This window comes from Nonomuraea sp. B10E15 (assembly GCF_039871615.1).
GTDB lineage: Bacteria > Actinomycetota > Actinomycetes > Streptosporangiales > Streptosporangiaceae > Nonomuraea.
Genome location: NZ_JBDPMB010000001.1, coordinates 811,328 through 837,360, shown reverse-complemented (window position 1 = coordinate 837,360; position 26,033 = coordinate 811,328). Strand labels below are relative to the sequence as shown.

Here is a 26,033-nt window from a genome sequence, read left to right as displayed (position 1 = left end):
AAGAGTCTTCATCGGATGAAGTTCGAACTTCATCCGATGAAGGGTCTAGGAAAAGGCGCGCGCTCGGGGTACCTTGCGGAACCGTGGCAACAGATCCCCAGCCGGACGCGGCCCGGCACGTCCAGGTCGTCCAGGCGCTCGGCGCCCAGATCGTCGGGGGCGCGCTGGCCCCCGGCACGTCCATCCCCATCGAGGAGGAGCTGGTCGGCGAGCTCGGCGTGGGCCGGTCCGCCGTCCGGGAGGGCGTGAAGGTGCTGGCCGGCAAGGGCCTGCTGGAGACCAGGAGGAGTGCGGGCACCATCGTGCGCCCCCGCGAGTCCTGGAACCTGCTCGACGCCGACGTCCTGAGCTGGCGGTTCATGCCCGAGCCGCAGCCCGGCGACATCCGGGTGCTGGCCGACCTGCGGGTCGCGCTGGAGCCCGGGGCGGCGCGGGTGGCGGCCGAGCGGGCGGACGCGGTGGCCGTCCGGCGCATCGACGAGGCACTGGCCGCGCTCTACGCCACCGCCGACGACCCCGAGCCGTTCATCGAGGCCGACCTGGCCTTCCACAAGGCGGTGTTCGCCGCGGCGGACAACGACCTGCTGCTCTACGTCTACGACATGATCAGCATCGCCCTGCGGTCCGTGCGCCAGGTGCACACCCGCTCGGTCGCCCACAACAAGGAGACGCTGCCCGGCCACGAGCGGGTGGCCGTGGCGATCAGGCGCCACCACCACCGCAAGGCCGAAGAGGCGATGCGCGAGGTGGTCGAGGTCGCCCGCGCCGACGCCGAGCAGCACGCCCGCCTCTGCTGCTGAAGACCCCACCGAAATGAGCGAACAAGTGCACGTTCACCTCGACGTCGACGGCCCCGTGGCCGTCGTCACCCTGAACAGACCCGCCAAGCTCAACGCCATCACCCCCGGCATGGCCGCCGCGCTCCGCGCCGGCCTGGACCGGGTCGGCTCCGACCCGGCCGTACGGGTGGCCGTGCTCACGGGCGCGGGCGAGCGCTCGTTCTGCGTCGGCAGCGACATCGGCGAGCTCGACGACTACGCGACGCCGTGGGAGTTCCGCAACCGCGGCGACTACGGCGACGCCGTACGAGCCCTGCGCAAGCCGATCATCGCGGCCGTCAACGGCTACGCCTACGGCGGCGGCCTGGAACTGGCCCTGGCCTGCGACATCCGGCTGGCCGCCGACACCGCGACGTTCGCCGCGCCCGAGATCAAGCTGGGCTGGATCGGCGGCAGCGGCCAGTCGGCGCTGCTCGCCCACGCCGTCGGCTCGAGCAACGCGGCCACCATGCTGCTCACCGGCGACCCGATCGACGCCGCCCGCGCCCTGCGCTGGGGCCTGGTCACCGAGCTCCACCCGAGGGAGGAGCTGCTGCCGGCCGCGCTGGAGCTGGCCGGCCGGATCGCGGCCAGGCCGCCGATCGCCGCGCAGACGGCCAAGGCCAACGTCAGGGCGGCCTACTCCATGCCGCTGGAGCAGGCCATCCAGTACGAGCGCGACCTGCAGACCGTCTGTTTCGCCACCGCCGACGCGGCCGAGGGCAGGGCCGCCTTCGCCGAGCGGCGCGAGCCCGTCTTCGAGGGGCGCTGATGGGCATTCTCGACGGTTACCGCGTGGTCGACCTGTCCATCGCGATGGCGGGTCCGCTGGCCGCCATGCGGCTGGGCGACCTGGGCGCCGACGTGGTCAAGGTGGAGCCGGTGACCGGCGAGTGGCAGCGGCACGCCCCGGCGGGCGGGGCGACGGGCAACCGGGTGAACGCGTCGTTCCTGTCGCTCAACCGCAACAAGCGCAGCCTGGCCGTGAACCTGAAGGCGGACGAGGGCCGGGCCATCGTGCACAGGCTGGCCGCGACGGCCGACGTGTTCCTGCAGAACTACCGTCCCGGCGTGGCCGAGCGGCTCGGCATGGACTACGCCACGATCAGCGAGATCAACCCCCGCATCGTGTACGTCTCCATGTCCGGCTACGGCGAGACCGGGCCGTACGCGTCGCGGCCTGGCCAGGACCTGCTGCTGCAGGCCATGAGCGGTGCCATGCTGAGCACCGGCCGCGAGGGGGACCCGCCGGCCCCCGCGGGCACGTACGCCATCGACGCCATCACCGCCTACAGCGCCTTCGAAGGCGCGCTCGCCGCGCTGCTGCACCGCGAGCGCACCGGGGAGGGGCAGCGGGTGAGCGTCAACATGCTGGACGCGGCCGTCGCCGTGCAGATGCAGGAGCTGTCGATCTTCACGGTCGGCGGCGTGCCGCAGCGCCGCGGGAGCGAGCCGCACGGCCACACCTACATCCGCGCGCCCTACGGCGTGTTCGCCACGAAGGACGGCTATCTCGCGCTCGGCATGCCCCGGCTCGACGCGCTGGCCGTCGCCCTCGACCTGCCCGAGCTCGCGGGCATGGACGGCGACGCCGACGGCCACACCAGGCGCGACGAGATCACCGCGATCGTGGCCCGCCGCCTGCCCGCCCGCACGACCGCCGAGTGGCTGGAGATCTGCGCCCGCCACGACCTGTGGGCCGGCCCGGTGTACGGCTACGCCGACCTGGTGGCCGATCCGCAGGTCAGGCAGAACGGGTCGTTCGTCACCTACGACCACCGCACCGAGGGCACGGTGACCACGCCCGGCTTCCCGTACGGCTTCAGCGCCACCCCTCCGGAGGTGCGCAGGGGCGCGCCGCTGGTGGGCGAGCACACCAGGGAGCTGCTCGACGAGCTCGGATACCCGCCGGAGCGCACGGCCGAGCTGGTGGCGGAGGGCGTGCTGGCATGCGAGGACTGACCTGGGACCATCCGAGGGGGTACGCCCCGCTCGACGAGCTGACCCGGCTCGACCTGGCCGGCTCGAACCCGTACGGCGATGTGCCCGAGCCGATCGTGTGGGACCGGCAGCCGCTCGAGGGGTTCGAGTCGGAGCCGATCGCTGGGCTCTGCGAAACGTACGACGTGCTCGTCATCGACCATCCGGGGCTGGGCGCGGCGGTGGACGCGCTGGTGCCGATGGAGGAGCTGTTCGAGCCGGACGAGCTGGCGGGCCTGCGAGCCCGCTCGGCGGGTCGTTGCTTCGACAGCTACCACCTGGACGGGCGCCAGTGGGCGCTGCCGCTCGACGCGGCGACGCAGGTGGCGGCGGCCAGGCCGGGCGTGCGGGTGCCGGCGGAGTGGACGGAGATGGCGGCGTTCGCCCGGGGCACGCGGATGGCGTTGTGCCTGGGCGGGCCGCACGCGTTCCTCATGTTCTGCGCGCTCTGCTCGGGCGACTTCCTGGACGAGGAGGCCGGGGTCAGGGCGCTGGAGCTGATGGCGGAGCTGCTGGCCGCCGCCGACCCCGGGCTGTCGCTGCGCAACCCGATCGGCGTGCTCGACGCGCTGGCGGCGGGTGAGATCGACTGCTGCCCCCTGCTGTACGGCTACGGCTCCTACCCGCTGACCTTCTCCGACGCCCCCGCCTGGCCGGGCCTGCCGCCGGGCAGCGTGCTCGGCGGCACCGGGCTGGCCGTCTCCAGGCGGCGCGCCGGCACGATCCGCGAGGCGGTCCGCGCCCACCTGCGCCGCCTGCTGTCGGAGCCGGTGCAGGCGGGGCTGTTCCCCGCCACCGGCGGGCAGCCCGCGGCCCGCGCCGTGTGGGAGACGGGCGGCTTCTACCGCGACACCCGGGCCACCTTGGAGGCCGCCTGGATCAGGCCGCGCTTCCCCGGCTACATCGCCCTGCAGGAGAGGGCGTCCGCGCTGATCCGCGACGGGCTGCTCGCCCGCGTCCCGGCCCTCGACCTGTTCAAGGACCTGCACAACGAATGGAGGCACAGATGACCACGGCCCTCGTCACCGGCGCCGCCGGCGCGCTCGGCCGCGCGATCGTCCGCCGGCTGGCCGCCGACGGCCACCGGGTGGCGGCACTCGACGTCGACGCGAAGACGCTCGAAGGCGCGCTCAACCTGGAGACCGACCTGCGCGATCCGGCCGCCGTCGAGGCCGCGTTCGCCGAGACGGAGGCGCGGCTGGGGCCGGTCGGCATCCTCGTCAACAACGCGGCCGTCTACCCGGCCCGGCCCTTCCTGGAGGTGCCGCTGAGCGAGTACGACGACGTGCACGCGGTCAACCAGCGCGCGTACTGGCTGGCGGCCCAGCTCGCGGCCCAGCAGATGAGCAGGCAGATGAGCAGGCAGGTGGGCGGCCTGGGCGGCGCGATCGTCAACATCGCCTCCATCACCATGCACGGCGGCTGGTCCGACCTGGCCGCCTACGTCGCCACCAAGGGCGCCGCCGCCGCGCTCACCAGGGCGCTGGCCCGCGAGCTCGGCCCGAAGGAGATCCGGGTCAACTGCGTCTCGCCCGGCGCGTTCCCGACGGCGGCGGAGAGCATCCATCCGGATCCGGAGGCGTACGACCGGATGGTGCTGGAGCGGCAGGCGCTCCAGCGGCGCGGCAAGCCGGAGGAGCTGGCGGCCGTGGTGTCGTTCCTGACCGGCCCGGACGCCTCCTTCGTCACGGGCCAGACCATCGAAGTCAACGGAGGGTGGGTGATGGCATGACGCCGGACCGCAGGCGGCTGGCCGAGCTGACGGGCGATCTGAGCGCGGCCGGCGGGGTCCGGCTGGTGACGCTCGGCGACGGGGCCGAGCGCGGCATCAGGACGCTGGAGTTCAGGACGGGCTCGGGGCTGGCGTTCGACGTGCTGGTGGACAGGTGCATGGACATCGGGCACGCCGAGCACGGCGGGCGCGCGTTCGGCTGGCGCTCCCCCACGGGTTTCCGCCATCCGGGGCTGCACGAGAACGCCGACGAGGACGGGCTGTCCTGGTTGCGCTCGTTCTCCGGGCTCATCGTCACGGCCGGGCTCGACCACACGCTGTTCGGCGGCGACGTGCCCGCCGGCACCTACCGCTACCCGCCTCGCACGTCGGTGCGGCACGGCCTGCACGGGCGCGCGGGCAACCTGCCCGCCCGGCTGACCGGCTACGGCGAGCGCTGGGACGGCGAGCGCTGCGTGTTGTGGGCCGAGGGCGAGGTGCGCCAGGCCGCGGTCTTCGCCGAGAACCTGCGCCTGGTGCGGCGGATCGAGGCCGACCTCGGCGGCGAGGAGATCAGGCTGGTGGACACCGTCACCAACGCGGGGTTCGAGCCGACGCCGCACATGTACCTCTACCACATCAACCTGGGCTGGCCGCTGCTCGACGAGGGCGCCAGGTTCGAGGCCGCCATCCGCGAGACGCTCTGGCAGAGCGACAGCGTGGCCGAGCAGAAGGCCGATCACATCGTCTTCCCCGGGCCGGTGCCGGGGTTCGTGGAGCAGGTGTACGAGCACGCGCTCGTCCCCGGCGACGACGGGCTGCACCGGGTGGCCGTGGTCAACGACCGGCTCGGGATGAAGGTGTCCGTGGAGTGGCCGGCGGAGGAGTTCCCGTACTTCTTCGAGTGGCTGAACCTTCGCTCGGGCAACTACGCGGTCGGGCTCGAACCGTCCACGCACCACGTCGCCGGCGACGCCGCGGCGAGGGAGGACGGCAGCATGATCTGGCTCGGCCCGCAGGAGTCGCGGACCTACCACACCACGTTCCGTGTCGAGGCGCCCTGAGGCCGCCGGGCGGGCGTCAGTCCAGCCGGTACGCCCGCCGCGCCGCCCCGGCGAAGACGTCGGCGCGCTCGCTGTCCGACAGGCCCGCGCAGAGCTCGTCCGCGGCCTCGGCGACCTGTCCGTAGCCGGCCGCGAGCAGGCACACGGGCCAGTCGGAGCCGAACATCACCCGCTCGGGCCCGAACGCCTCCAGAACGGTCTCGGCGTACGGCCGCAGGTCGGCCACCTGCCAGGACGCCCGGTCGGCCTCGGTGACCATCCCGGACAACTTGCAGAAGACGTTGGGATGGCGGGCCAGCTCCAGGATCCGGCCGCGCCACGGCTCCAGCTCGCCCGAGGCGATCGGCGGCTTGGACAGGTGGTCGAGCACGAACGTCAGCTCCGGCACGGCGGCCACCGTGTCGATGGCGGCGGGCAGCTGGTGCGGGAGCGTGAGCAGGTCGTAGGCCAGCCCGGCGGCGGCCACGGCGGCGAGCCCGCGGCGCACGTCGGCGCGGGTCAGCCAGCCGGGATCGGGCTCGGACTGCACGCCGTGCCTGACGGCGACCAGCCCGCCGCGCTGTCCATGGGGCAGCCCGGCGAGGGTGTCGGCGGCGTCGGGCGCGGTCAGGTCGATCCAGCCGACGACGCCCGCGACGAGCTCGGACCGGGCGGCCAGGGCCAGGAACTCGCGGGTCTCGTCAAGGTCGGGCAGCACCTGCACCAGCACGGTGCGGCTCACCCCGGCCGCGGCGGCGGGCCCGGCGAGGTCGTCGAGGGTGAACGTGCGGCGCACGGGGGCCATGGGCTCCGGGTCGAGCCAGGCGTGGGGGCGGACGGACAGATCCCAGACGTGGTGGTGGGCGTCGATGCGGGTCATCACGGCTTCCGGCTCGGTCGGGAGCCGGCGGCGGCCGCCCACTCCACGAGGAGATCGTTTCCGGACCGGAACCTAACATACATCCTACGTTAGAGCCAGAAATGAGGGAAGTATAGACATCAGAGCCCTCTTCGCGTAGACATACATCCCATGTTCGCGGCGAACCTCCGCTGAACGACTCGCCTTCGACGTCCCCCGCGGTCCGAGAGACATCCGGACCCCTGACGGTGCGATCGCCCTCATCGCTCTCATGACATCCCGCCCCGGCGGCGGCATGCGTTCTGGAAGAGGAGTAACGGTGACCAACGACGGCTACACACGACGAGGCGTGCTCGCGACGGGCTTAGGCGCCGCGGCCGGATCCATGCTCGTGACCGGGGTGAGCGCCGGTCCCGCGCGGGCCGGTACGCAGCACGGCCCGGAGGGCAACCCGCTCACCCTCTGGTACACCCGCCCGGCCGAGGAGTGGCTCGAAGCGCTGCCCGTCGGCTGCGGGCGGATCGGCGCCATGGTGTTCGGCGGCGTGGCCACCGAGCGGTTCCAGCTCAACGAGGACAGCATCTGGGCCGGCGGGCCGCACACCTACGACAACCCCGAGGCGCTGGCCGCCCTCCCGCAGATCCGGCAGTGGGTCTGGGAGGACAAGTGGCAGAAGGCGCAGAACCTGGCCGACGAGAAGTTCCTCGGCATCCCGAGCGAGCAGGCGCCGTACCAGGTGCTCGGCGACCTCACCCTGACCTTCCCCGGGCCGGCCGAGTTCACCGACTACCGGCGCGAGCTCGACCTGACCCGAGCCGTCACCACCGTCACCTACGTCCGCGACGGCGTCCGCCACACCCGCGAGGTCTTCGCCAGCAACCCCGGCCAGGTCATCGTCGTGCGCCACACGGCCGACAAGCCCGGCTCGGTGACGTTCCAGGCGGCCTTCTCCAGCCCGCAGGCCACCACGACGGCCGCCGCCGGCTCCGCCACCATCGCCCTCGACGGCGTCAGCGGCGACACCCAGGGGCTCAGGGGCGAGGTGCGCTTCCGCGCCCTGGCCAGGGCCGAGGCGAAGGGCGGGACGGTCGGCACCGACGGCGGCACGCTCACCGTGACCGGCGCCGACGAGGTGACGCTGCTCATCTCCATGGGCTCCAGCTACCGCAGCTTCAAGGACGTCGGCGGCGACCCCGCCGAGGTGGCCGAACGGCATCTGAAGCGGGCCGCCGGGCAGCCGTACGAGGTGCTGCGGCGCAAGCACGTCCACGACTACCGGAAGCTGTTCGGCAGGGTCGAGATCGACCTCGGCACGTCGGAGGCGGTCGCGCTGCCGACCGGCGAGCGCATCGCCCGCCAGCAGCTCGACACGGACCCGCAGCTGGCCGCCCTCTACTTCCAGTACGGCCGCTACCTGCTGATCTCCTGCTCCCGGGCGCCCGGCCACGCGGCCAACCTGCAGGGCATCTGGAACGACTCCCTCACGCCGGCGTGGGAGTCGAAGTACACCATCAACATCAACTGCGAGATGAACTACTGGCCGGCCGGTCCCGGCAACCTCATCGAGTGCATGGACCCGCTGTTCGACCTGATCAAGGACCTGGCCGAGACCGGCGCGCGCACCGCCAGGACGCAGTACGGCGCGAAGGGCTGGGTCGCCCACCACAACACCGACGGCTGGCGCGGCACGGCGCCCGTGGACTTCGCGTTCTACGGCGTGTGGCCGACCGGCGGGGCGTGGTTGTGCCTGACGCTGTGGGAGCACTACCTCTACACCGGCGACGAGCGGCGGTTGCGCGAGCACTTCCCGCTCATCAAGGGCTCGGTGGAGTTCTTCCTCGACACCCTCCAGACCGACCCCAGGACCGGCCACCTGGTGACCAACCCCTCCCACTCGCCGGAGGTGGGCCACCACGAGGACGGCGACGAGAACGTCAGCATCTGCGCGGGGCCCACCATGGACATGCAGATCCTGCGGGACCTGTTCGGCGCGTTCGCGGAGGCGTCGGAGGTCCTCGGGGTCGAGGAGGACCTGCGCGCGAAGGCCGGCGAGGCCCGCTCGCGGCTCGTGCCCAACCAGGTGGGGCATCTCGGGCAGATCCAGGAATGGCAGGAGGACTACCGCGGCGACGCCGCCCTGTCGCGCAGCCGGCACATCTCCCACCTGTGGGGGCTGTTCCCCGGCCACCAGATCGACCCGCGCCTCTCCCCCGACCTGGCCCAGGCGGCCCGCCGGACGCTGGAGCTGCGCGGCGAGGCGGGTGCGGGATGGTCGCTCGCCTGGAAGATCAACTTCTGGGCGCGGCTGCTGGACTCCGCCGAGGCGTACAAGCGGCTGGGCAACCTGCTCGTGCCCGCGCGCACCGCCCCCAACATGTTCGACCTGCACCCGCCGTTCCAGATCGACGGGAACTTCGGCGGGGTCTCCGGGATCACGGAGATGTTGCTGCAGAGCCACGGCGACCAGGTGCACCTGCTGCCCGCCCTGCCCGGCGCCTGGCCCGCCGGGTCGTACCGGGGGTTGCGGGCGCGCGGCGGGTTCGAGGTGGACCTCGCGTGGGAGGGCGGCGCCCTGCGGCGCGGCCGGATCCGCTCGGACCTCGGACGCGAGCTCACCCTCCGCACCGCCCGCCCGGTCACCGTCACGGAACGAGGCCGCCCCGTCAAGGCCGACCGGCCCGAACCCGGGGTCCTCGTCTTCGGCACCCGCAAGGGCGCGACGTACGAGATCACCCCGGCCTGACGTCCTCCCGGCCCGGCGGGGCGGCGCCGGGCCGGGAACGCGGGCGCGTGCGGGAGGCCTCGCCGCGGGCGTGGGCGGCGAAGAGGCGGGCCGCCTCGTCCGGGTCGCCGGACGACAGGGCCGTCACCAGGTCGTCGTGGTGGCCGGCCATCGCCGTCCAGTCGCCTTCGTAGAGCGGGTTGCCCACCACGTGCAGGCTCCACAGGTTCGACTCGATGGTCCGCCACAACCGCAGCAGGAAGGAGTTTCCGCACGCGGCGCACACCCGCCGGTGGAAGGCGAGGTCGGCGTCCCTGAACGCTCCGATGTCGCCGTCGCCCGCCGCCCGCCGCATGGCCAGCACATCCCCCGCGAGCTGCTGCAACGTCTCGGGCTGGATGCGGACGGCGGCGCCGCGTGCGGCATACTCCTCCAGCAACACCCTGATGTCACGCACCTCCCGGGCCTGCTCGTCGGAGATCTCCGCGACGTAGCTGCCCCGGTTGGGATAGGAGATGACCAGTCCCTCGTGCGCCAATCGCTTGATAGCCTCTCTCGCCGGGGCCTGGCTGGTGCCGACCCGGCGGGCGATCTCGGCCTCCACCAGCCGCTGCCCGGCCACGAGCTCCCCCGAGACGATCCAGCCGCGCAGCAGTGCGTAGACGCGGTCGGACAGCAGCTCCCTGGGCAGCACCTGGCTGGCGGGCGGCGCGATCTGCTGCTCCTGCCAGATGCGCGCGACCGTCGACTGCGACAGCCCGAGCTGCCTGGCCATCGAGCGGGTGGAGGGCAGGAGGGAGGGCGCTGCGGAGCCATGAGCCGCGGCGGCGATCACGCGCTCGGCCTCCTGCCGCTCCGTGCTGCGCGGCCGCCCGGGTCTCGGCGCGTCGGCCAGGCCGTCGAGGCCGCGCTCCACGAAGCGGGCGCGCCACTTCGCGACGGTCGCCGAGCTGACGTCGAGCCGGGTCGCGATCTCCTTGCGCGACAGCCCGTCGGCGCACGCCAGCACGATGCGGCTGCGCAGGCCCAGCCCGCCCCCGGCTTCCTCCGCCCACGCCTCGAGCGTGGCGCGCTCCTCGGCGCCCATTACCAGCCGTTTGTCGTCAACGCGTCCAGTCACGCCCCGACTCTAACGTACTTATGACTCAGACGGCCGCTGGAAACGTATTTGTAGCAGAGCAAAACCCCTTGACCGACCACGGTTACCAACGTATTAAATAATCGCTAATCGAGTATCGACCCATTAAAAGGCGTCGCAGATCTCGCCCCTTGGAGGTGCGATGCGGTCCCCCCGTTCATTCCCCGTCCTGTCAGGCATCGGATGCCTGCTCCTGCTCACCGGCTGCGGCGGGGGCGGCTTCGCCGGCGACTCCCAAGCACAGCAGAGCGAGGGCGGCCAGGTCACCGTCAGGATGCTGGTCAACATCAGCCCGAACCTCACGCAGGCGTTCTGGGACGGCCTGGTCAAGCCGTTCGAGCAGGCGAACCCCGGCATCGACGTGAAGATCGAGGCGCCTACCGGCAAGGGCGTGGCCGACACGCTGCCGCAGCAGCTCGCCGCCGGCAACGCCCCCGACGTGGTCGAGACGCTGATGGCCGACGAGACGCTGGCCAAGCAGATGCTCGACCTGAGCGACCAGCCGTGGGCGAAGGACACGCCGCTGGTCGAGCAGGCCAAGCTGGGCGGCAAGATCTACACCGTCGGCGTCGGCGTGCAGGCCCAGTCGCTGGTCTTCTACAACAAGGCCGCCTTCGGCAAGGCCGGGATCGACAAGCCGCCGACCACGTGGGACGAGCTCGACGCGGCCATGGGCAAGCTCAAGTCGGCCGGCTACCTGCCGCTGCAGACCGGCGGCGACTTCCTGACCGGCCTCCAACTGCTCCAGCTCTCCAACCCCTCCCGGGCCCAGCACCACCCCACCTGGCAGCAGGACGTCACGTCGGGCAAGATCAAGGCCGGCGAGTCGCTACTGCCGTACCTGGAGCGCTACCACGGCTGGATCGGCAAGGGGTACGTCGACAAGAACGCCCTGGGCATGAAGTACGCCGACGCCGAGACCGCGTTCCTGTCCGGCAAGTCGGGCATGTACGTCATGGGCAGCTGGTTCACCGCCGCCGAGGCCAAGGCCGAGAAGGACTTCGAGGTCGGCGTCTTCCCTGCCCCGGTCGACAAGGGCCAGCAGCACCCCGGCCCGCAGGGCGCGACGCTCGCGGCCCCGTACATGATCCTCAAGTCCAGCCCGCAGAAGGACGCGGCGCTCAAGCTGGTCCAGTGGCTCGTCACCGACCCGGCCGCGGTCAAGAGCCAGCTCAGCCAGGACGGCAACTTCCGCACCGGCGTCGAGCGCGAGTTCACCCCGCTGGAGAAGCAGGTGCAGGAGATCCTCGACCAGGCGCCGGCCGGCGTCCCGCAGGGCGAGGGCTACGGCGACGCCACCCTCCCCAAGGGCTTCAACTCCGCGTGGAACACCGAGGTCCAGGGCCTGTACGTGGGCAAGTCGCCCAAGGAGGTCGCCGAGGGCGTGGACCGCTGGCTGGCCGGACGCTCATGACCCTCACCCGGGAAGCACCCGTGGCCGCCGCGCGCGAGACGCCGCGCAGGCCCAGGCGGCGGCACGACGGCCTGACGACCGCGCTGATGGCCGGCCCGGCCACCATCCTCTACGTGGTGATGCTGGTCATCCCGGTCGGCCTGGCCTTCTACCTGAGCCTGACCGACTGGGACGGCTTCAGCGCCGACCCCGCCTTCGTCGGCGCCGCCAACTACGCGAGCCTGCTCGACGACCCCGAGCTGCGCCGCGCGGCCCTGGTCACCCTGCTGATCGCGGCGGCGGGCACGGCCGGGCTCAACCTGCTCGGCCTCGGCTTCGCCCTCCTGGTGAACGGTGCCTCCCGGGCCAACACGTTCTTCCGGATCGTGCTGTTCTACCCGCACGTGCTCAGCGCCCTCGTGGTCGGCTTCCTCTGGTCGGCCATCCTCGGCACCACCGGCGCGGTCAACAACCTGGTGACCACGTGGGGCGGTGAGGTGCTGCCGTTCCTGTCCGACCCTGCCTGGGCCACGGTCACGATGATCGCGGTGCTGGTGTGGGCCGGGTTCGGCGTCAACGTCGTGCTCTACCTGGCCGGGCTCCAGGCGGTGCCGCACTCGCTGATCGAGGCCGCGAAGATCGACGGGGCGACCCGGTGGCAGGTGTTCAGGAACGTGACACTGCCCGCGCTGGGACCGTCGGTGACGATCAACATCGTGCTGTCGCTGGTGACGCTGCTCAAGACGTACGACCTGGTGGTGTCGCTGACGGCGGGCGGCCCCGCCGGGCAGACCCAGACCGTCGCCTACCTCATCCTGTGGAACTCCTTCCACGACGCCCGCCTCGGCTTCGGCTCGGCGCAGTCGGTGATCCTCATGCTGGTCACCGCGGCGCTGGCGTTCGTGGTGACCAAGCTGCGCCGGCGCGGCGAGATGGCGGTGCACCAGTGAGAAAAACCTTCCTCTGGGCGACCGTCGCCTTCATGCTCGTCCCGCTCTACGTGCTGACCGTCAACGCGTTCAAGGGCCAGCAGGACATCCTGAGCGACCCGTTCGGCCTGGGCGGCCTCACGCTGGAACCGCTCGGCAGGGCGCTGACGAACCCGCAGTTCGACGTGGTCAAGGGGTACGCGGTCACGCTGCTGTTCGTGGTGGCCGTCAACGTGCTGTCGGTGCTGCTGGCCGCGCCCGCCGCGTACACGATCGCGCGCAGCCCCAAGCGCCGGTTCCGGGTGCTCATGCTGTTCTTCCTGGCCGGGACGTTCATCCCGGGCCAGGTGCTGGTCATCCCCGTCGTGTACGTGCTCAAGACCCTCGGCCTCATGGGCACCATCCGCGGGTTCGTGCTGTTCGAGACCACGCTCACGCTGCCGTTCTCGATCTTCCTGTACGCCGGCTACATCGCCACCATCCCCGCCGTGCTCGACCAGGCGGCGGCCGTCGACGGGGCGGGGCGGCTGCGCACGTTCTGGCAGATCGTCTTCCCCCTGATGCGGCCCGCGGTCGCCACGATGGTCATCCTCAACACGTTCTCGGTGTGGAACGACTTCGTGAACCCGCAGATCATCCTGGGCCCCGGCAGCGGCCTCTACACGGTGACCACGGGCGTCTACGCCGCCGTCAGCCAGTACTCCACCGATTACACGGTGGTGTTCCCGACGCTGCTGCTGGCCATCGCCCCGCTCCTCGTCTTCTTCGTCTTCATGCAACGGCACATCATCAGCGGCCTCACCGCCGGGGCCACGAAAGGTTGAAGATGCGCACAGTGCCCTCACCGTCCGAGCCCTCGAAACCCGAGTCCCCCGAGTCCCCCGAGTTCTCGGCGCCCTCCGACCCCGCCGTGCCCTCCGTCACCGCGACCGTCCCGCTCGGCACGCCGCCCGCCTGGGCGGTGCTGGAGCGCCGCCTGTTCGACACGCTCGACGAGGCCTGGCGGGCCTTCGCCGCCCGCTACTGCGGGCCCGACGGGCGGCTCATCTACCACGGGCCGGCAGCCGACCGGGACGGCGCCGACGACTTCTACGAGGCGTTCTTCAACTGGCCGACGCTCTACCAGCTGGGCGGCGCGGACGACCTGCTGGACGCCGCCAAGCACCACTGGGAGGGCGTCACCACGCAGCTCACGGAGCTCGGCTACCTGGTGGACGAGTTCGAGCGCGGCTATGACTGGTTCCACCAGGGCGAGTCGCTGCTGCTGTTCTACGGCATCTGCGCCGCGGACCCGCGCGACGAACGTTTCCGCGAGCGCGCCCGCCGCTTCGCCGACCTCTACCTCCCGGGCTCGGCCAACTACGACGCCGAGCGCGACATCATCCGCGCCCCGCACAACGGCGCCGGCGGCCCCCGCTACGGCCTGCAGTGGGAGTGGGCCTCCTACCACACCGACCTGGTCAGCATGCGGCCGTTCGGCCTGCCGCTGCGCGACCTGCCGGGCATCACGCGGTGGGAGGACCTGGCCGACCCGTGCAACGCCGCCCGCATGGGCGCGGCGATGAGCGAGCGCATCGGCCGCGGCGACGTGGCCGTCAACCTGGCCGCGACGAGCCTGGCCGTCAACGCCTGGCTGTACGACGGCGACGAGCGTTACCGCGACTGGGCGCTGCGCTACATCGGCGCCTGGCAGCGCAGGGCGGAGGCCAACGGCGGGATCCTGCCCGACAATGTCGGCCCGTCCGGCGCCGTCGGCGAGCTGCACGGCGGCCGCTGGTACGGCGGCAACTACGGCTGGCAGTGGCCGCACGGCATTTACAGCGTGGGCGCCGCCGCCGCGATCGCCGCGGTCAACGCCCACCTGCTGACCGGCGACGACGCCGCCCTCGCCATCGGCCGCGACCCTCTGGAGGCCGTGTACGGCCACGCCGTCCAGGCGAGCGTCACCGAGACGGACATGAGCATCAGCGACCGCTGGCTGGCCGAGCTCGGCGACGAGGCCGGCAAGCCCACCATGCTGGTGCCCAACCGGCACGACGACCAGGGCTGGTTCGACTTCCAGCCACCGCAGCTGGGCCTGCCGGTCTGGCTCTGGCACGCGAGCCAGTCCGGCGGCGACGCCGACCGGCTCGACCGGCTGCGGGCCGGCTCCGGCTACGACTGGACGACCGTGCGCCCGTTCCGCAACAAGGAGGAGGCCGGGCACGAGGCGCCCTGGCTGGAGTTCCTGCGCGGCGCCAACCCCGGCTTCCCCGAGGCCATGCTGTCGGCGGCGCTCGGCCAGGTGCAGCGGCGCATGGCGCTCATCGACGCCGACACCGCGGACCTGTCCACCATCCACGTGCACCACTGGCAGCGGCTCAACCCGGTCGTCACGGAGGCGCTGCTGCAGCTGGCCACCGGCACCCCGCAGGTGCTCTACAACGGCGGGCTGCTGCCCGCCCGGCTCGCGTACTTCGACGCCGACCGCCGCCGTCCCGGCCTTCCTCCGGACGTGGCCGCGCTGGTCGACTCGGTACGCCCCGGCGCCACCGGCGTCGAGCTGGTCAACCTCGGCGTCGCCCGCACCCGCAGGGTCGTGGTGCAGGCGGGCGCGTTCGGCGAGCACCGGATCGACCGCGCGGTGGTCACCAGGTCCAGCGGCGACGCCTACCCGGGCGACCCGCGCGCCTACACCACTCCCCCGATCACCGAGGCCGGGCAGGAGGTGGCGGTGGACGGCCCGCGCCTGCTCGTGGAGCTGCCGCCCGGCCGCCGCATCCGGCTCGACCTGCACACGACCGCGCGCGCCCGCACGCCGTCGCACCAGCACTACTGAGGAGTTTCATGGACGACGCCATCTGGGATCTGCCTGTTCGCGGAGAACTGCCCGCCGAACCCGATCCCGCCCTCGTGGAGGGGCTGTCCCGGATCAGCGCGGCCACCGCCTGCGCCAAGCTGCACGCGCAGGGCATCCGGCGCACCTTCATCGAGGGACCGCGTCCCATCGCCCAAGGACAGAAGATCGCCGGCCGGGTGCGCACGCTGCAGTTCATGCCGCAGCGCGAGGACATCGCCTCCGGGCTCGGCCAGGAGTACGTCGAGCGGCACACCGCCCTGTGGGCCGTGCTCGAGGAGATCCGGCCCGGCGACGTGCTGGTCGTGCAGGCGTACGGCAGCGCCTACACCGGGTGCTTCGGCGACATGCTGGTCCGCTACTTCAAGCGCAAGGGCGGCGCGGGCATCGTCGTCGACGGCCGGATCAGGGATCTGCCCAGGGTGGGCGGCCTCGGCCTGCCGATCTGGTCGACGGGTGCCACCCCCCACTACGCCTCGCAGGCGGAGCTGTTCCCGTGGGCGTACGACGTGCCGGTGGCCGTCGGCGGGACGCTGGCGCTGCCCGGCGACCTGTGCGTGGCCGACGACGACGGCGCGGTGGTCGTGCCGCGCCGTCGCGCCCAGCAGGTGCTGGAGGCGGCGGCCGACCACGAGCAGTGGGAGCTCTACAGCCGCGCCCGCATCGAAGAGGGCGGGGCGCTTTCCGACTACTACCCACTCACCCCCGAAACCCGCGCCGAGTACGAGCGGTGGCGGAACGTCAAGGAGAGCCAGTGATCATCAGGTCTGTCGGCGCGATCATCTTACTCATCGGCGGATTGACCGCCCCGGCCTCCGCCTCCGCTCCTTCGGCGGCGGCCAAGCCCACCTGTGACTACTACGTCTCCCCCTCGGGCGGCGACCGGGGCGACGGCACCGAGAAACGCCCGTGGAAGTCGATCGAGCAGGCCCGCGACGCCCTGCGGGCCGACAAGAAGCCCCAGAAGTGCGACATCGTGGTCAACGTCAAGGCCGGCGACTACGTCGTCGACAAGACCATCGAGTTCACCGAGGCCGACTCGGGCGAGAACGGCCACACGATCACCTACCGCAGCGCGGACGGGCCGGGCAAGGCCCGCCTGCTCGGCGCCAAGCCGCTCACCGGCTGGCAGAAGTACAAGGGCGACATCTACAAGACCAAGATCGACCGGAACTTCTACACGCTGTTCGAGGACGGCAGGCGCGCCACCACCGCCCGCCACCCGAACAGGACGAGCGACGAGCTGTGGTCCCCCTACCTGTTCTCCATCCTCGGCGAGCCGGAGAAGGAGGCGGTGCGCCAGTGGCTGTACTTCAAGCCGGAGGACGTGCCGCAGGAGTGGGACGCCGACTTCGACCAGAACGCCCAGGTCGTGGTCTGGTCGGGCGGCTCGTGGAGCTGGTTCACCGACACCGTGCCGCTGGGCGGCGCCGACTTCCGCAAGAACTTCTTCACGCTCAACCACTGGGCCCGCTACTCGTTCGTCAACAGCCGCAGCGGCTCGCGCTACTTCCTGCAGAACACGCTGCGCTTCCTCGACCAGCCGGGTGAGTACTACTTCGACTTCGCCAAGGGCGAGGTCTACTACTGGCCGCGCGGCTCGATCGACAAGGTCATGGCGCCGACGGTGAAGACGATCCTGCAGATCGCGGGCAGCACCCCCGAGCAGCGGGTGCACGACCTCGCCTTCGACGGGCTGGCGCTGCAGTACAGCGACTTCGTGGACTGGTATCGCGCGGGCTGGATCAGCGAGGGCGACTCGGGCTACGTGCACAAGTACCCGGTCTACGACCGGCAGATCGAGATGCCGCGCAACCGGTTCGGCATGATCACGGTGACGAACTCGCGGGACATCGACCTGACCAGGCTGCACCTGTCGGACAGCGGCTTCATGGGCGTCTACATGTTGTTCGCCAACGAGCGGGTCAGGGTGTCGGACAGCCTGCTGGAGAACATCGGCGCCGACGGGATCAAGGTCGAGGGCGGCTATCCCGGCGAGGGCGACATCTCGGGTCATCACACGATCACCAACAACTACATCCACCACGTCGGCGAGCTCGTCCCCGGCGACGCGGCCGGCATCGAGCTGATGAGCACGGGCAACAACGAGATCAGCCACATCAACGTCCGGCACAGCGCCCGCTACGGCATCAGCCTCGAGGTCCGCCCCGAGATCAAGGACGAGGACAACTACGCCCGCAACAACCGCTTCTCCTACATCCGCATCGACGAGGCGGGGCTGGACAGCGGCGACATGGGCGCCTTCTACACCTACGGCGTCAGCAACACCGAGCCGCACGAGATCGACAACCACGTCTCGCAGATGGTGATCGGCGACGTCATCAACGACCCGGCCGGCGCGATGCCGGACAGCGGCACCCGGGGCGTGCACATGGACGCCGGCGGCTGCGGCTTCTCCTTCGCCGACATCGAGGTCGGCGAGGTCAGCGACGACAAGTACCAGAGCTACCAGTGCAACGAGGTCACCAACGCCAACTGGGCGGACGGCTTCGACGCCTCGAAGATGGAGTACGACAAGATCGGCGTGACCGACGCGTTCCCGTACCCGCTGCCGGAGGCCAAGGCGGCGCCCGGGAAGGTGCGGCAGTGAAGGTCGTGAGCGCGGCGGTGGTCGTCCTGGCGGCGCTGGTCGTCGCGCCGGCCGCGAGCGCGCAGGCCCCGTGCAAGCCGGTGGAGTTCTACGTCGCGCCCGACGGCGCGGACCGTGGGGCGGGCAACGCGCAACGCCCGTGGAAGACGATCGAGCACGCCCGCGACCAGGTCAGGGCCAAGAAGAAGCACCAGAAGTGCGACATCGTGGTCAACGTCAAGGCCGGTGACTACGTCGTCGACAAGACCATCGAGTTCACCGAGGCCGACTCGGGCGAGAACGGCCACCGGATCATCTACCGCAGCGCGGACGGGCCGGGCAAGGCCCGCCTGCTCGGCGCCGAGCCGCTCACCGGCTGGCAGAAGTACAAGGGCCACATCTACAAGACGAAGGTCGACCGGACCTTCTACACGCTGTTCGAGGACGGCAGGCGCGCCACCACCGCCCGCTTCCCCAACCGCAGGTCCGACGACGTGTGGGCGCCCTACCTCACCTCCGTGCTCAAGGAGCCGGAGAAGGAGGCGGTGCACCAGTGGCTCTACTCCAACCCGGGCGAGTGGGACAAGAGCTGGAACCTCGACAACGCGCAGGTGACGGTCTGGTCGGGCGGCAGCTGGAGCTGGTTCACCGACACCGTCCCGATCCAGAACCCGTCGTGGGACGACAACCAGATCACCCTCGAACACTGGACGCGCTACGCCCTGGTCAACAGCCGCGGCGGCTCGCGCTACTTCCTGCAGAACTCCCTCGACTTCCTCGACCAGCCGGGTGAGTACTTCTTCGACTTCGGCAAGGGCGAGGTCTACTACTGGCCGCGCGGCTCGATCGACGAGGTCATGGCGCCGACGGTGCAGACGATCGTCTCGCTGGCGGGCAGCACCCCGGACAAGCGGGTCCAGAACCTCACCCTCGACGGGCTGGCCCTGCAGTACAGCGACTTCGTCGGCTGGTACCGCAACGGCTGGATCAGCGCGGGCGACGCCGGCGTGCCGCACAAGTACCCCGAGTACGACCGGCAGATCGAGATGCCGCGCAACCGGTTCGGCGCGGTCACCCTCACCAACACCCGGGGCGTCGACCTGACCCGGCTGCACATCGCCGACACCGGCTTCACGGCGGTCTACCTGCTGTTCGCCAACGACCACATCCGGATCTCCGACAGCCTGCTGGAGAACATCGGCGCCGACGGCATCAAGGTCGAGGGCGGCTACCCGGGCGAAGGCGACGTGGCGGGTCACAACGTCTTCACCAACAACTACATCCACCACGTCGGCGAGCTCGTGCCCGGCGACGCGGCCGGCGTCGAGCTCATGAACACCGGCGACAACGAGGTCAGCCACACGGTCGTCCGGCACAGCGCCCGCTACGGCGTCAGCCTGGAGGTGCGCCCCGAGGTCAAGGACGGCGACGGGTACGCGCACGGCAACGTGTTCAAGTATCTCCGCATCGAGGAGGCGGGCCTGGACAGCGGTGACATGGGCGCCTTCTACACCTACGGCGTCAGCAACACCGATCCGCACCCGATCACCAACCACGTCTCCCAGGTCGTGATCGGCGACGTCATCCCCGACGCGTCGATGCCCGACAGCGGGACGCGAGGGGTGCACATGGACGCCGGCGGCTGCGGCTTCTCCTTCGCCGACATCGAGGTCGGCAAGGTGACCGACGACAAGTACCAGAGCTACCAGTGCAACGAGGTCACCAACGCCAACTGGGCGGACGGCTTCGACGCCTCGAAGATGGAGTACGACAAGATCGGCGTGACCAGCGCCTTCCCGTACCCCGTCCCGAGTTAGACGGCGCCCGCGGGCGGCGACCGATCCCCCGCCCGCGGGCGTTCTCCACCCCCGCCCTCCGGCCCGCTGGAGCATCCCCCATGAACGATCTGACGCGCCGCGGCTTCCTCTTCCTGAGCACCGCCACGGCCACGCTCGCCCTTTCCGGAACGCCCGCCGCCGGTGGGCCGGGGAGGATCTGGTCCTCTCGCCCGGCCCGGTCCGCGCGGCCCATGGTGCGCTGGTGGTGGCCCGACGCCCACGTCGATCCCGCCGAGATCCGGCGGGAGGTCGACCAGCTCGCCGCCGCCGGGTTCGGCGGCGCGGAGATCGCGGCGGTGCACCACAGCATCCGCGACAAGTCCGTGCTCGACCCCGCCGGCCACGGCTGGGGCACCCCCGCGTGGAACGCCGCCGTCGAGGCCGCGCTCGACCAGGCGGCCAGGCGCGGCATCCGCATCGACCTGACCATCGGCCCGTCCTGGCCGGCGGCGGTACCGTCCATCACCCCGGACAGCCCGGCCGCGGTCAAGGAGCTCGCCCACGGCTCGGTCACGGTCGCCGCGGGCGCCACGTACGCGGGCGCCGCGCCGCCACCGGCCGTACCGCCCGGCGAGGGCGTCACCGAGCGGAAACTGCTGCTCGTCCAGGCCGCCAGGATCGAGCCCGCCCACTCCACCGGCGACGAGACCGGCCTCGACCCCGCCTCCGTGCGGGAGGTGCCCGTGACCGGCCAGAACGTCACCTGGACCGCGCCCGCCGACGGCGAGTGGGTGCTGATCTCCTACTGGGAGCGCGGCTCCGGCCAGCGCCCCGAGTCCGGCCCGCACACCGCGCCCGAGGCGTACGTGGTCGACCACTTCAGCGCGGCGGGCACCCAGGCGGTCATCGACCACTGGGAGTCGGAGCTGCTCACGCCCGCCACGCGCCGGCTGCTGAAGAAGGCGGGCGGCGCGCTGTTCGAGGACTCCATCGAGATCGAGACCGACGCGCTGCCGTGGACGCCGGGGCTGCTGGAGGAGTTCGGGCGGCGGCGGGGCCACCCGCTCGCGCCCCTGCTGCCGGTGGTGCTGCTGGCCGAGGAGGACCCGGTCTTCGCGTACGAGGCCGCCATGACCCGGCACGCCCGCAAGGACTACTGGGACACGATCTCCGAGCTGTTCAACGAGCACCACTTCGCCGGGCTGCGCGACTGGGCCCACTCGCTCGGGCTGAAGCTGCGCGCGCAGCCGTACGGGTTGCGGACCGACGCCATCGCGGCGGCGGCCGTGCTGGACATCCCCGAGGGCGAGTCGCTCGGGTTCAAGAACCTCGACGACTACCGCTGCCTGGCCGGCGGCCGGGACCTGGCGGGGCACGAGCTGCTGTCCAGCGAGGCGGGGGCGTACGCTGGCGGCGCCTACACCACGACGTGGACGAGGCTGCTCACCACCATGGGGGGCGCGTACGCGGCGGGGCTCAACCAGACGGTGCTGCACGGGTTCAGCTACGCGAGCGCGCCGGGGGCGGCCTGGCCGGGGTTCGCCGCGTTCACGCCGTACGACGGGACGGCCGGCTACGCCGAGTCGTGGGGGCCGCGCCAGCCGACCTGGCACCACGTATCCGATATTTCTGGATATCTCGCCCGTGTCCACGAGGTCCTGCGTGAGGGCGTGCCCCGAGCCGACGTCGCCGTCCTGCGGCAGACCGGCTACACCAAGACCGGCATCGGCGCCTCCTGGTTCACCGGCGACGGCATCCCCACCGGCTGGACCCACCAGTTCGTCAGCGGCCCCCTGCTCGACCTGCCCGCCGCCCGCGTCTCCGGCGGCCGGCTCGCGCCGTCGGGGCCCGCCTACAAGGCGCTGTTCGTCGAGGGCGACAAGTTCTACGCGGCCGAGCCCACGATGACGGTGCCGGTGGCCGGGCGCCTGCTGGAGTACGCGCGGGCCGGGCTGCCCATCGTGCTGCTCGGCGCGTGGGAGTCGGCCTCGGTGCCGGGCCTGCCCCGGGACGGCGAGAACGAGCGGCTGCGCGAACTCGTCGCCGCGCTGCTGGCCGAGCCCACGGTGCGGATGGTCGCCGGCCAGGCCGACGTCCCCGGCGCGCTCGCCTCCCTCGGCGTGCGGCCCGACGTGCGGTACGCCGCCCCCAGCACGCTGCTCACCCTGCGACGGTCAGCCGGGAAGATCGACTACTACTACCTGTGCAACGGCAAGCACGTCGAGAACCCCAAACCGCCGGTCGCCCCGATCGACCACGACGTCACGCTGGCCCGCGCGGACCGCCACGGAGTCCCGTACCTGCTGGACCCGTGGACCGGGCGGGCCGAGCGGATCGCGCTGTACACGGAGGAGCCCGACGGGATCCGCCTGCGCGTCGCCCTCCGGCCCGGGCAGGCCCGGATCGTCGCGATCGCGCGGGCCGGGCTGTTCGGCGACCGTACGGGCCGGCTCCCCCACGCCACCGCCACCGACGCGGACCGCGCCCTCTACACCGGCGGCGACCTCTCCATCCGGGCCGCCAAGGCAGGCGCCTACACCACCACCCTCTCCACCGGCCGCACCGTCACCACGGCCGTCGGCGAGGTCCCCCCGCCCGTGGAGCTGTCGTCGTGGCGGCTCAGGGTCGAGGACTGGCAGCCCGGCGCCACGCCGACGCAGACCTCGAAAGTCATCCACGAGCTGGACCTGGACACGCTCGCTCCCTGGGCGGAGCTCCCCGGACTGGCCGACGTGTCGGGCATCGGGACCTACACCACCACGGTCGACCTGGACGGCCCGGCGTACCTGGAGCTGGGCGAGGTGACCGACACGTGCCGGGTGCGCGTCAACGGCCGGCGCCTGGACCCCGTCGACCAGCTCCACCCGATCGTGGACCTCGGCCCGCACGTCCGGCGCGGCCCCAACACCATCGAGGTCGAGGTGGCCACCCCGCTGGGCAACCGGCTCAGGGTGGCGGACCCGGACGTCTACGGCGGGCTGAAGCGGCAACCGTACGGGCTGAAGGGACCGGTCAGGCTGGTGCCGTACGGGGAGGGACGGGTGCGGCCATGAACGCGGTATGCCGGTTCCGCTTCCGTTGGTGATCGACGAACTCCTCTACCTGGTGAAGGTCTACCCCGAGCCGCCGTCCGCCCTCCAAGCAGCCCTGGACCTGCGGCGGGCCTGGAACTGGTCGTCCCCACTCTGGACTACCGGCTGGCAGCGGAATCGGACATTGCGCGTTACACCATGACTCTTGAGCATCTCCGGGCCGTCGCGGTGAGCCCCGAGGTAACGAGGCGCCTCCTTGCCGAGGCCGGAGACGAGCTGAAGTGAAAGGACGTGCGGGCATGGCCGAAACCTCCGACCTGTCCCAAGCCCAATGGCGTAGGAGCAGCAAGAGCGGCGGCAACGGTCAGTGCACCGAGGTCGCGTTCATCGGCGACAGGGTGGCCGTCCGAGACTCTAAGGATCGCGGCGGCCCTGTGCTGATGTTCACTGCCGATGAATGGCGAGCGTTCATCGCCGGCGCGAAGCTGGGTGAATTCGACCGGCCGTAAGCCTGCACCGCGCCTTCTTCCCGCCACGACCGGTCACGACAGAGCGCCGGGTGCCGCTCCGATCCACAGCACTCTCACCGACGTCGGCCACGACGTCATCGACAGGGCCGTCACCGACCACGTCAGCTGCGAGGCCCAGTCCCCTTGCAGCGCTCTCGCCGGGCTACCAGTGCCGCCAGGTCGAGTTGGTCGCCGTGGATGTCGGCGAGCCATGGGGAGTGGATGTATTCGAAAGCGTAGGTTCGGGTGTCGAGCAGGCCGATGCTGCCTGGAGCGATCTGTTGCCGGGGGTTGATCGGCAGGGAGTCCCTTCTCCTGACCTTGGGCGGGATGAGTTGGGCAAGTGCGTAGGAGGTTGTCGCGCCATAGCGGCGTGGGCCGTTCTGATGGTGGTAGTGGCCGCTGATGTGCAGGCGGGGCTGTAGGCGCTCGATGAGTTCGGTCAGTTTCCTTGATCCTTGGGTGGTGCCGCGCCAGGACGACATGCCGTAGGGGCCGTCATGGGTCACCAGGATGTCCACGCTGCCCGGTTCGAGGGTCATGAGTCGGGTGTAGGCCTCATGGTCGAGGTCCATCGACTCCGGCCATTCGATCTTTCCGAGGAACGCGATGCGTTGTCCTGCGATGTCGGCGATGTGTCCGCAGGTCGTGTGGTGATACGCGCCGAGAGGGTCGACCGGGGTCACGGCGGCGGCGCTGGCGTCGTGCAGGCCGGCGAGCCATCGGTGATCCTCGTGGTTGCCGCTGCGGAACAGGAACGGGGGGATCTGCTGGAGGGCGAGGCGGACCCCTTCAGCCAGGCGCGGTGAGGGATTCAGGAGACGGAAGAAGTCACTTTGAGCCGGATTGTCGGCCCCGAATCGGTGGCCTGCCTCGTCCCACTCTGCAGGGCTCGGGAAGGCGCCCAGATCTCCGACCTGGATCACGGCGTCGAGCTCGACCGCCTCGCGGCGAGCGAGCGTGACGGCTCCTGCCAACGCGTGCAGGACACAACCGTGGACATCGCCAAAGAATGCGATCTTCATCGCGAGCCTCCACGGGTCTCTCGAAACAGGTGGATCCAAAACGTATACCGACGATTACTGAACCCCGCCCGGCCACCGTTCCACGAGGCGCGTTACCTCCTTGCGGAGGAGCCGGACCTGCGCGACGCGGCTCTCTACCACTCGGTCCTGGCTGCGGTGGCCGAGGGGAACGCCTCACGCGACGGCATGAGGCGCGCCTGCCGGAGCCGGTCCGGATCGAGCGCGCCACGTGGCCGTTGCCTCGGTGTACAGCTCACCTGGTCAGGGAGCGGCCGGTGGCCCAGACCGCCAGGCCCGCGACGACGCCGAGGACCGCTCCGATCCACAGCACGCCGGTGGTGCCGGTCGCCGTGACGCCTTACGGACTGCTGGGACCCGCCGGGCTGGTGCCCTACGGGAGGAGCGTGTGCGCCCGTAAACCGCGGGACGTGCGCTAACGGCACTGTTCACCCGGTTCGTTGAACAGGTCCTGGAGGATCCGGGCGGTGGCCGCGCGGGTAGCCCAGTTCTCGAGCTGCGCCAGGTCGGTGCAGGAGATGATCCGGGTACGGGTGTCGTCGGGGACGTCGAAGCCGCGGGCGGTCAGCACGAGCAGCACCATCCTGGCCGCCTCTTCCGCTTTGCCTTCTTTGAGGCCGCGGCCGTAGTGCTCGCGACCCCAGGGTGTGTAGACGGGCCAGTCGGTGGACGTCATGATCTCCTCCATGAGGCAGCGAATTTCGGGCGCGGACATGCTGTAGGCGTATTCAGCGTACTTCGTAGCGTGATCGTCACGGGTGGTGGACAGTGCTGTGGCGAACGCCTCGATGACCTTGCGGTCACGACCGTGGACCATGACGGACATGGCTGCAAGGCCCGGGTGAGCGGCGGCCTCCTGGGGGTCGGTGATGACCGGAATGCCGTCCGGCCCCAGCACGCGCGCCTGCAGGCGGTAGCCGGTCAGCCCTGAATCGATCGGCTGCGCGTAGTAGGCGGCGGTCGCACGGTCGGGACAGACGACCAGGACCGTGACGTCGCAGCCCAGCAGCAGCCACAACGAGGCGGCGTAGCGGGCGAACTGCCGAGGATCCTTGGACGTGCCCTGCTGGATCTCCACGATGACGGCGTGTGCGGGGGACTGCGGTGGCCCAAGAGTGAGAACCAGGTCGGCCTCGATGTCGTCGGAGGGCCGCGTGTTGAAGGTGCGCTCCTCCTGCTGGATCAGTGGAGTGTCGGGCAGGTTCACTCCCATCTGGTCACGCAGGATCTCCACCACCAGCTGAGGGCGGTCGGTGAACATCTGGACGAGGGCGTCGTGTCGGGGGGACGGCATGACACTCATTGTCACATAACGAACTCGAACAGTGACGGAGATTCTGTCGTAACGAAGAGTGGTTCCCGGAGAAGTACTGCCGGCTGGCTCGTCAAGCACGGCAGCGGCACCCTCGCGGTCCGCGACGCCCGCCCGCTCTTTCGAAGAGGTCTGCCGCGCCTGGGCCGCGGACTTCGCAGGAGCCGAAGCCTTCAACGGCGTCTTGGCGGAGGTCGGTCACGGCGTCGTCAATGATCGGGAACGCCGGTCCGGCCACGAGGTGGACGCGGTGGTCCTGGGGGAGCCGGACGGCGGGCCTCGGAAGGTGCTCTCCCTGGGCGAGGTCGAATGGGGGACACCATGTGCGAGGGACACGTCG

At 71.1% G+C, this 26,033-nt stretch carries 20 protein-coding genes; 16 read left to right on the top strand and 4 right to left on the bottom strand.

Annotation, left to right across the window (positions count from 1 at the left end):
* The first annotated feature begins 83 nt into the window (after positions 1 to 83).
* The 6 genes from ABGB14_RS03850 to ABGB14_RS03825 are packed head-to-tail and all read left to right on the top strand — an operon-like array spanning position 84 to position 5,573.
* On the top strand, positions 84 to 800 hold the full coding sequence (locus ABGB14_RS03850; protein WP_347642110.1) for a FadR/GntR family transcriptional regulator: 717 nt from the start codon (positions 84 to 86) through the stop codon (positions 798 to 800).
* Between the two features lie 13 nt (positions 801 to 813).
* Complete coding sequence (locus tag ABGB14_RS03845) at positions 814 to 1,590, top strand: enoyl-CoA hydratase/isomerase family protein (RefSeq protein ID WP_347642109.1); 777 nt, start codon at positions 814 to 816, stop codon at positions 1,588 to 1,590.
* The gene (locus tag ABGB14_RS03840) at positions 1,590 to 2,780 is read left to right on the top strand and encodes a CoA transferase (RefSeq protein ID WP_347642108.1); all 1,191 of its coding nucleotides are present in this window, start codon (positions 1,590 to 1,592) and stop codon (positions 2,778 to 2,780) included. The genes ABGB14_RS03845 and ABGB14_RS03840 overlap by 1 nt, the downstream gene beginning before the upstream one ends.
* Entirely contained in the window at positions 2,768 to 3,808 is a 1,041-nt protein-coding gene (locus tag ABGB14_RS03835) for a hypothetical protein (RefSeq protein WP_347642107.1), read from the top strand. Before ABGB14_RS03840 ends, ABGB14_RS03835 begins: the two co-directional genes overlap by 13 nt.
* On the top strand, positions 3,805 to 4,530 hold the full coding sequence (locus tag ABGB14_RS03830; protein ID WP_347642106.1) for an SDR family oxidoreductase: 726 nt from the start codon (positions 3,805 to 3,807) through the stop codon (positions 4,528 to 4,530). The genes ABGB14_RS03835 and ABGB14_RS03830 overlap by 4 nt, the downstream gene beginning before the upstream one ends.
* Positions 4,527 to 5,573 carry an aldose 1-epimerase family protein gene (locus ABGB14_RS03825; RefSeq protein ID WP_347642105.1) on the top strand — a complete coding sequence of 349 codons (1,047 nt, stop codon included), beginning with the start codon at positions 4,527 to 4,529 and terminating at the stop codon, positions 5,571 to 5,573. Before ABGB14_RS03830 ends, ABGB14_RS03825 begins: the two co-directional genes overlap by 4 nt.
* 16 nt (positions 5,574 to 5,589) lie before the next feature.
* On the opposite strand, the gene ABGB14_RS03820 is transcribed toward ABGB14_RS03825, so the two are convergent.
* Entirely contained in the window at positions 5,590 to 6,432 is an 843-nt protein-coding gene (locus ABGB14_RS03820; protein WP_347642104.1) for an amidohydrolase family protein, read from the bottom strand.
* A gap of 298 nt (positions 6,433 to 6,730) precedes the next feature.
* On the opposite strand from ABGB14_RS03820, the gene ABGB14_RS03815 reads away from it, so the two are divergent.
* Complete coding sequence (locus tag ABGB14_RS03815) at positions 6,731 to 9,154, top strand: glycoside hydrolase family 95 protein (RefSeq protein ID WP_347642103.1); 2,424 nt, start codon at positions 6,731 to 6,733, stop codon at positions 9,152 to 9,154.
* On the opposite strand, the gene ABGB14_RS03810 is transcribed toward ABGB14_RS03815, so the two are convergent.
* Positions 9,141 to 10,253, bottom strand: a complete 1,113-nt coding sequence (locus tag ABGB14_RS03810) for an FCD domain-containing protein (RefSeq protein ID WP_347642102.1) — start codon at positions 10,251 to 10,253, stop codon at positions 9,141 to 9,143. The genes ABGB14_RS03815 and ABGB14_RS03810 overlap by 14 nt on opposite strands.
* Positions 10,254 to 10,413: 160 nt before the next feature.
* Between ABGB14_RS03810 and ABGB14_RS03805 the strand changes: the two genes are divergently transcribed.
* The 9 genes from ABGB14_RS03805 (at position 10,414) to ABGB14_RS03765 (ending at position 23,338) form a co-directional block, all read left to right on the top strand.
* On the top strand, positions 10,414 to 11,685 hold the full coding sequence (locus ABGB14_RS03805; RefSeq protein WP_347642101.1) for an extracellular solute-binding protein: 1,272 nt from the start codon (positions 10,414 to 10,416) through the stop codon (positions 11,683 to 11,685).
* On the top strand, positions 11,682 to 12,614 hold the full coding sequence (locus ABGB14_RS03800) for a sugar ABC transporter permease (RefSeq protein ID WP_347642100.1): 933 nt from the start codon (positions 11,682 to 11,684) through the stop codon (positions 12,612 to 12,614). Before ABGB14_RS03805 ends, ABGB14_RS03800 begins: the two co-directional genes overlap by 4 nt.
* Positions 12,611 to 13,417, top strand: coding sequence for a carbohydrate ABC transporter permease (locus tag ABGB14_RS03795; RefSeq protein WP_347622522.1), 807 nt, complete (start codon positions 12,611 to 12,613; stop codon positions 13,415 to 13,417). Before ABGB14_RS03800 ends, ABGB14_RS03795 begins: the two co-directional genes overlap by 4 nt.
* A gap of 2 nt (positions 13,418 to 13,419) precedes the next feature.
* Positions 13,420 to 15,411, top strand: coding sequence for a hypothetical protein (locus tag ABGB14_RS03790; RefSeq protein WP_347642099.1), 1,992 nt, complete (start codon positions 13,420 to 13,422; stop codon positions 15,409 to 15,411).
* 8 nt (positions 15,412 to 15,419) lie between these two features.
* Entirely contained in the window at positions 15,420 to 16,187 is a 768-nt protein-coding gene (locus ABGB14_RS03785; RefSeq protein WP_347642098.1) for a hypothetical protein, read from the top strand.
* Complete coding sequence (locus ABGB14_RS03780) at positions 16,184 to 18,040, top strand: right-handed parallel beta-helix repeat-containing protein (RefSeq protein ID WP_347642097.1); 1,857 nt, start codon at positions 16,184 to 16,186, stop codon at positions 18,038 to 18,040. Before ABGB14_RS03785 ends, ABGB14_RS03780 begins: the two co-directional genes overlap by 4 nt.
* Complete coding sequence (locus ABGB14_RS03775; protein ID WP_347642096.1) at positions 18,037 to 19,836, top strand: right-handed parallel beta-helix repeat-containing protein; 1,800 nt, start codon at positions 18,037 to 18,039, stop codon at positions 19,834 to 19,836. Before ABGB14_RS03780 ends, ABGB14_RS03775 begins: the two co-directional genes overlap by 4 nt.
* Positions 19,837 to 19,916: 80 nt before the next feature.
* The gene (locus ABGB14_RS03770) at positions 19,917 to 22,850 is read left to right on the top strand and encodes a glycosyl hydrolase (RefSeq protein ID WP_347642095.1); all 2,934 of its coding nucleotides are present in this window, start codon (positions 19,917 to 19,919) and stop codon (positions 22,848 to 22,850) included.
* Between the two features lie 278 nt (positions 22,851 to 23,128).
* The gene (locus ABGB14_RS03765; RefSeq protein ID WP_347642094.1) at positions 23,129 to 23,338 is read left to right on the top strand and encodes a DUF397 domain-containing protein; all 210 of its coding nucleotides are present in this window, start codon (positions 23,129 to 23,131) and stop codon (positions 23,336 to 23,338) included.
* 122 nt (positions 23,339 to 23,460) lie between these two features.
* Here the strand turns inward: ABGB14_RS03765 and ABGB14_RS03760 are convergent, their stop codons facing one another.
* Positions 23,461 to 24,363, bottom strand: a complete 903-nt coding sequence (locus ABGB14_RS03760; RefSeq protein WP_347642093.1) for a metallophosphoesterase — start codon at positions 24,361 to 24,363, stop codon at positions 23,461 to 23,463.
* 433 nt (positions 24,364 to 24,796) lie between these two features.
* Complete coding sequence (locus ABGB14_RS03755; RefSeq protein WP_347642092.1) at positions 24,797 to 25,675, bottom strand: hypothetical protein; 879 nt, start codon at positions 25,673 to 25,675, stop codon at positions 24,797 to 24,799.
* Positions 25,676 to 26,033 lie beyond the last annotated feature (358 nt).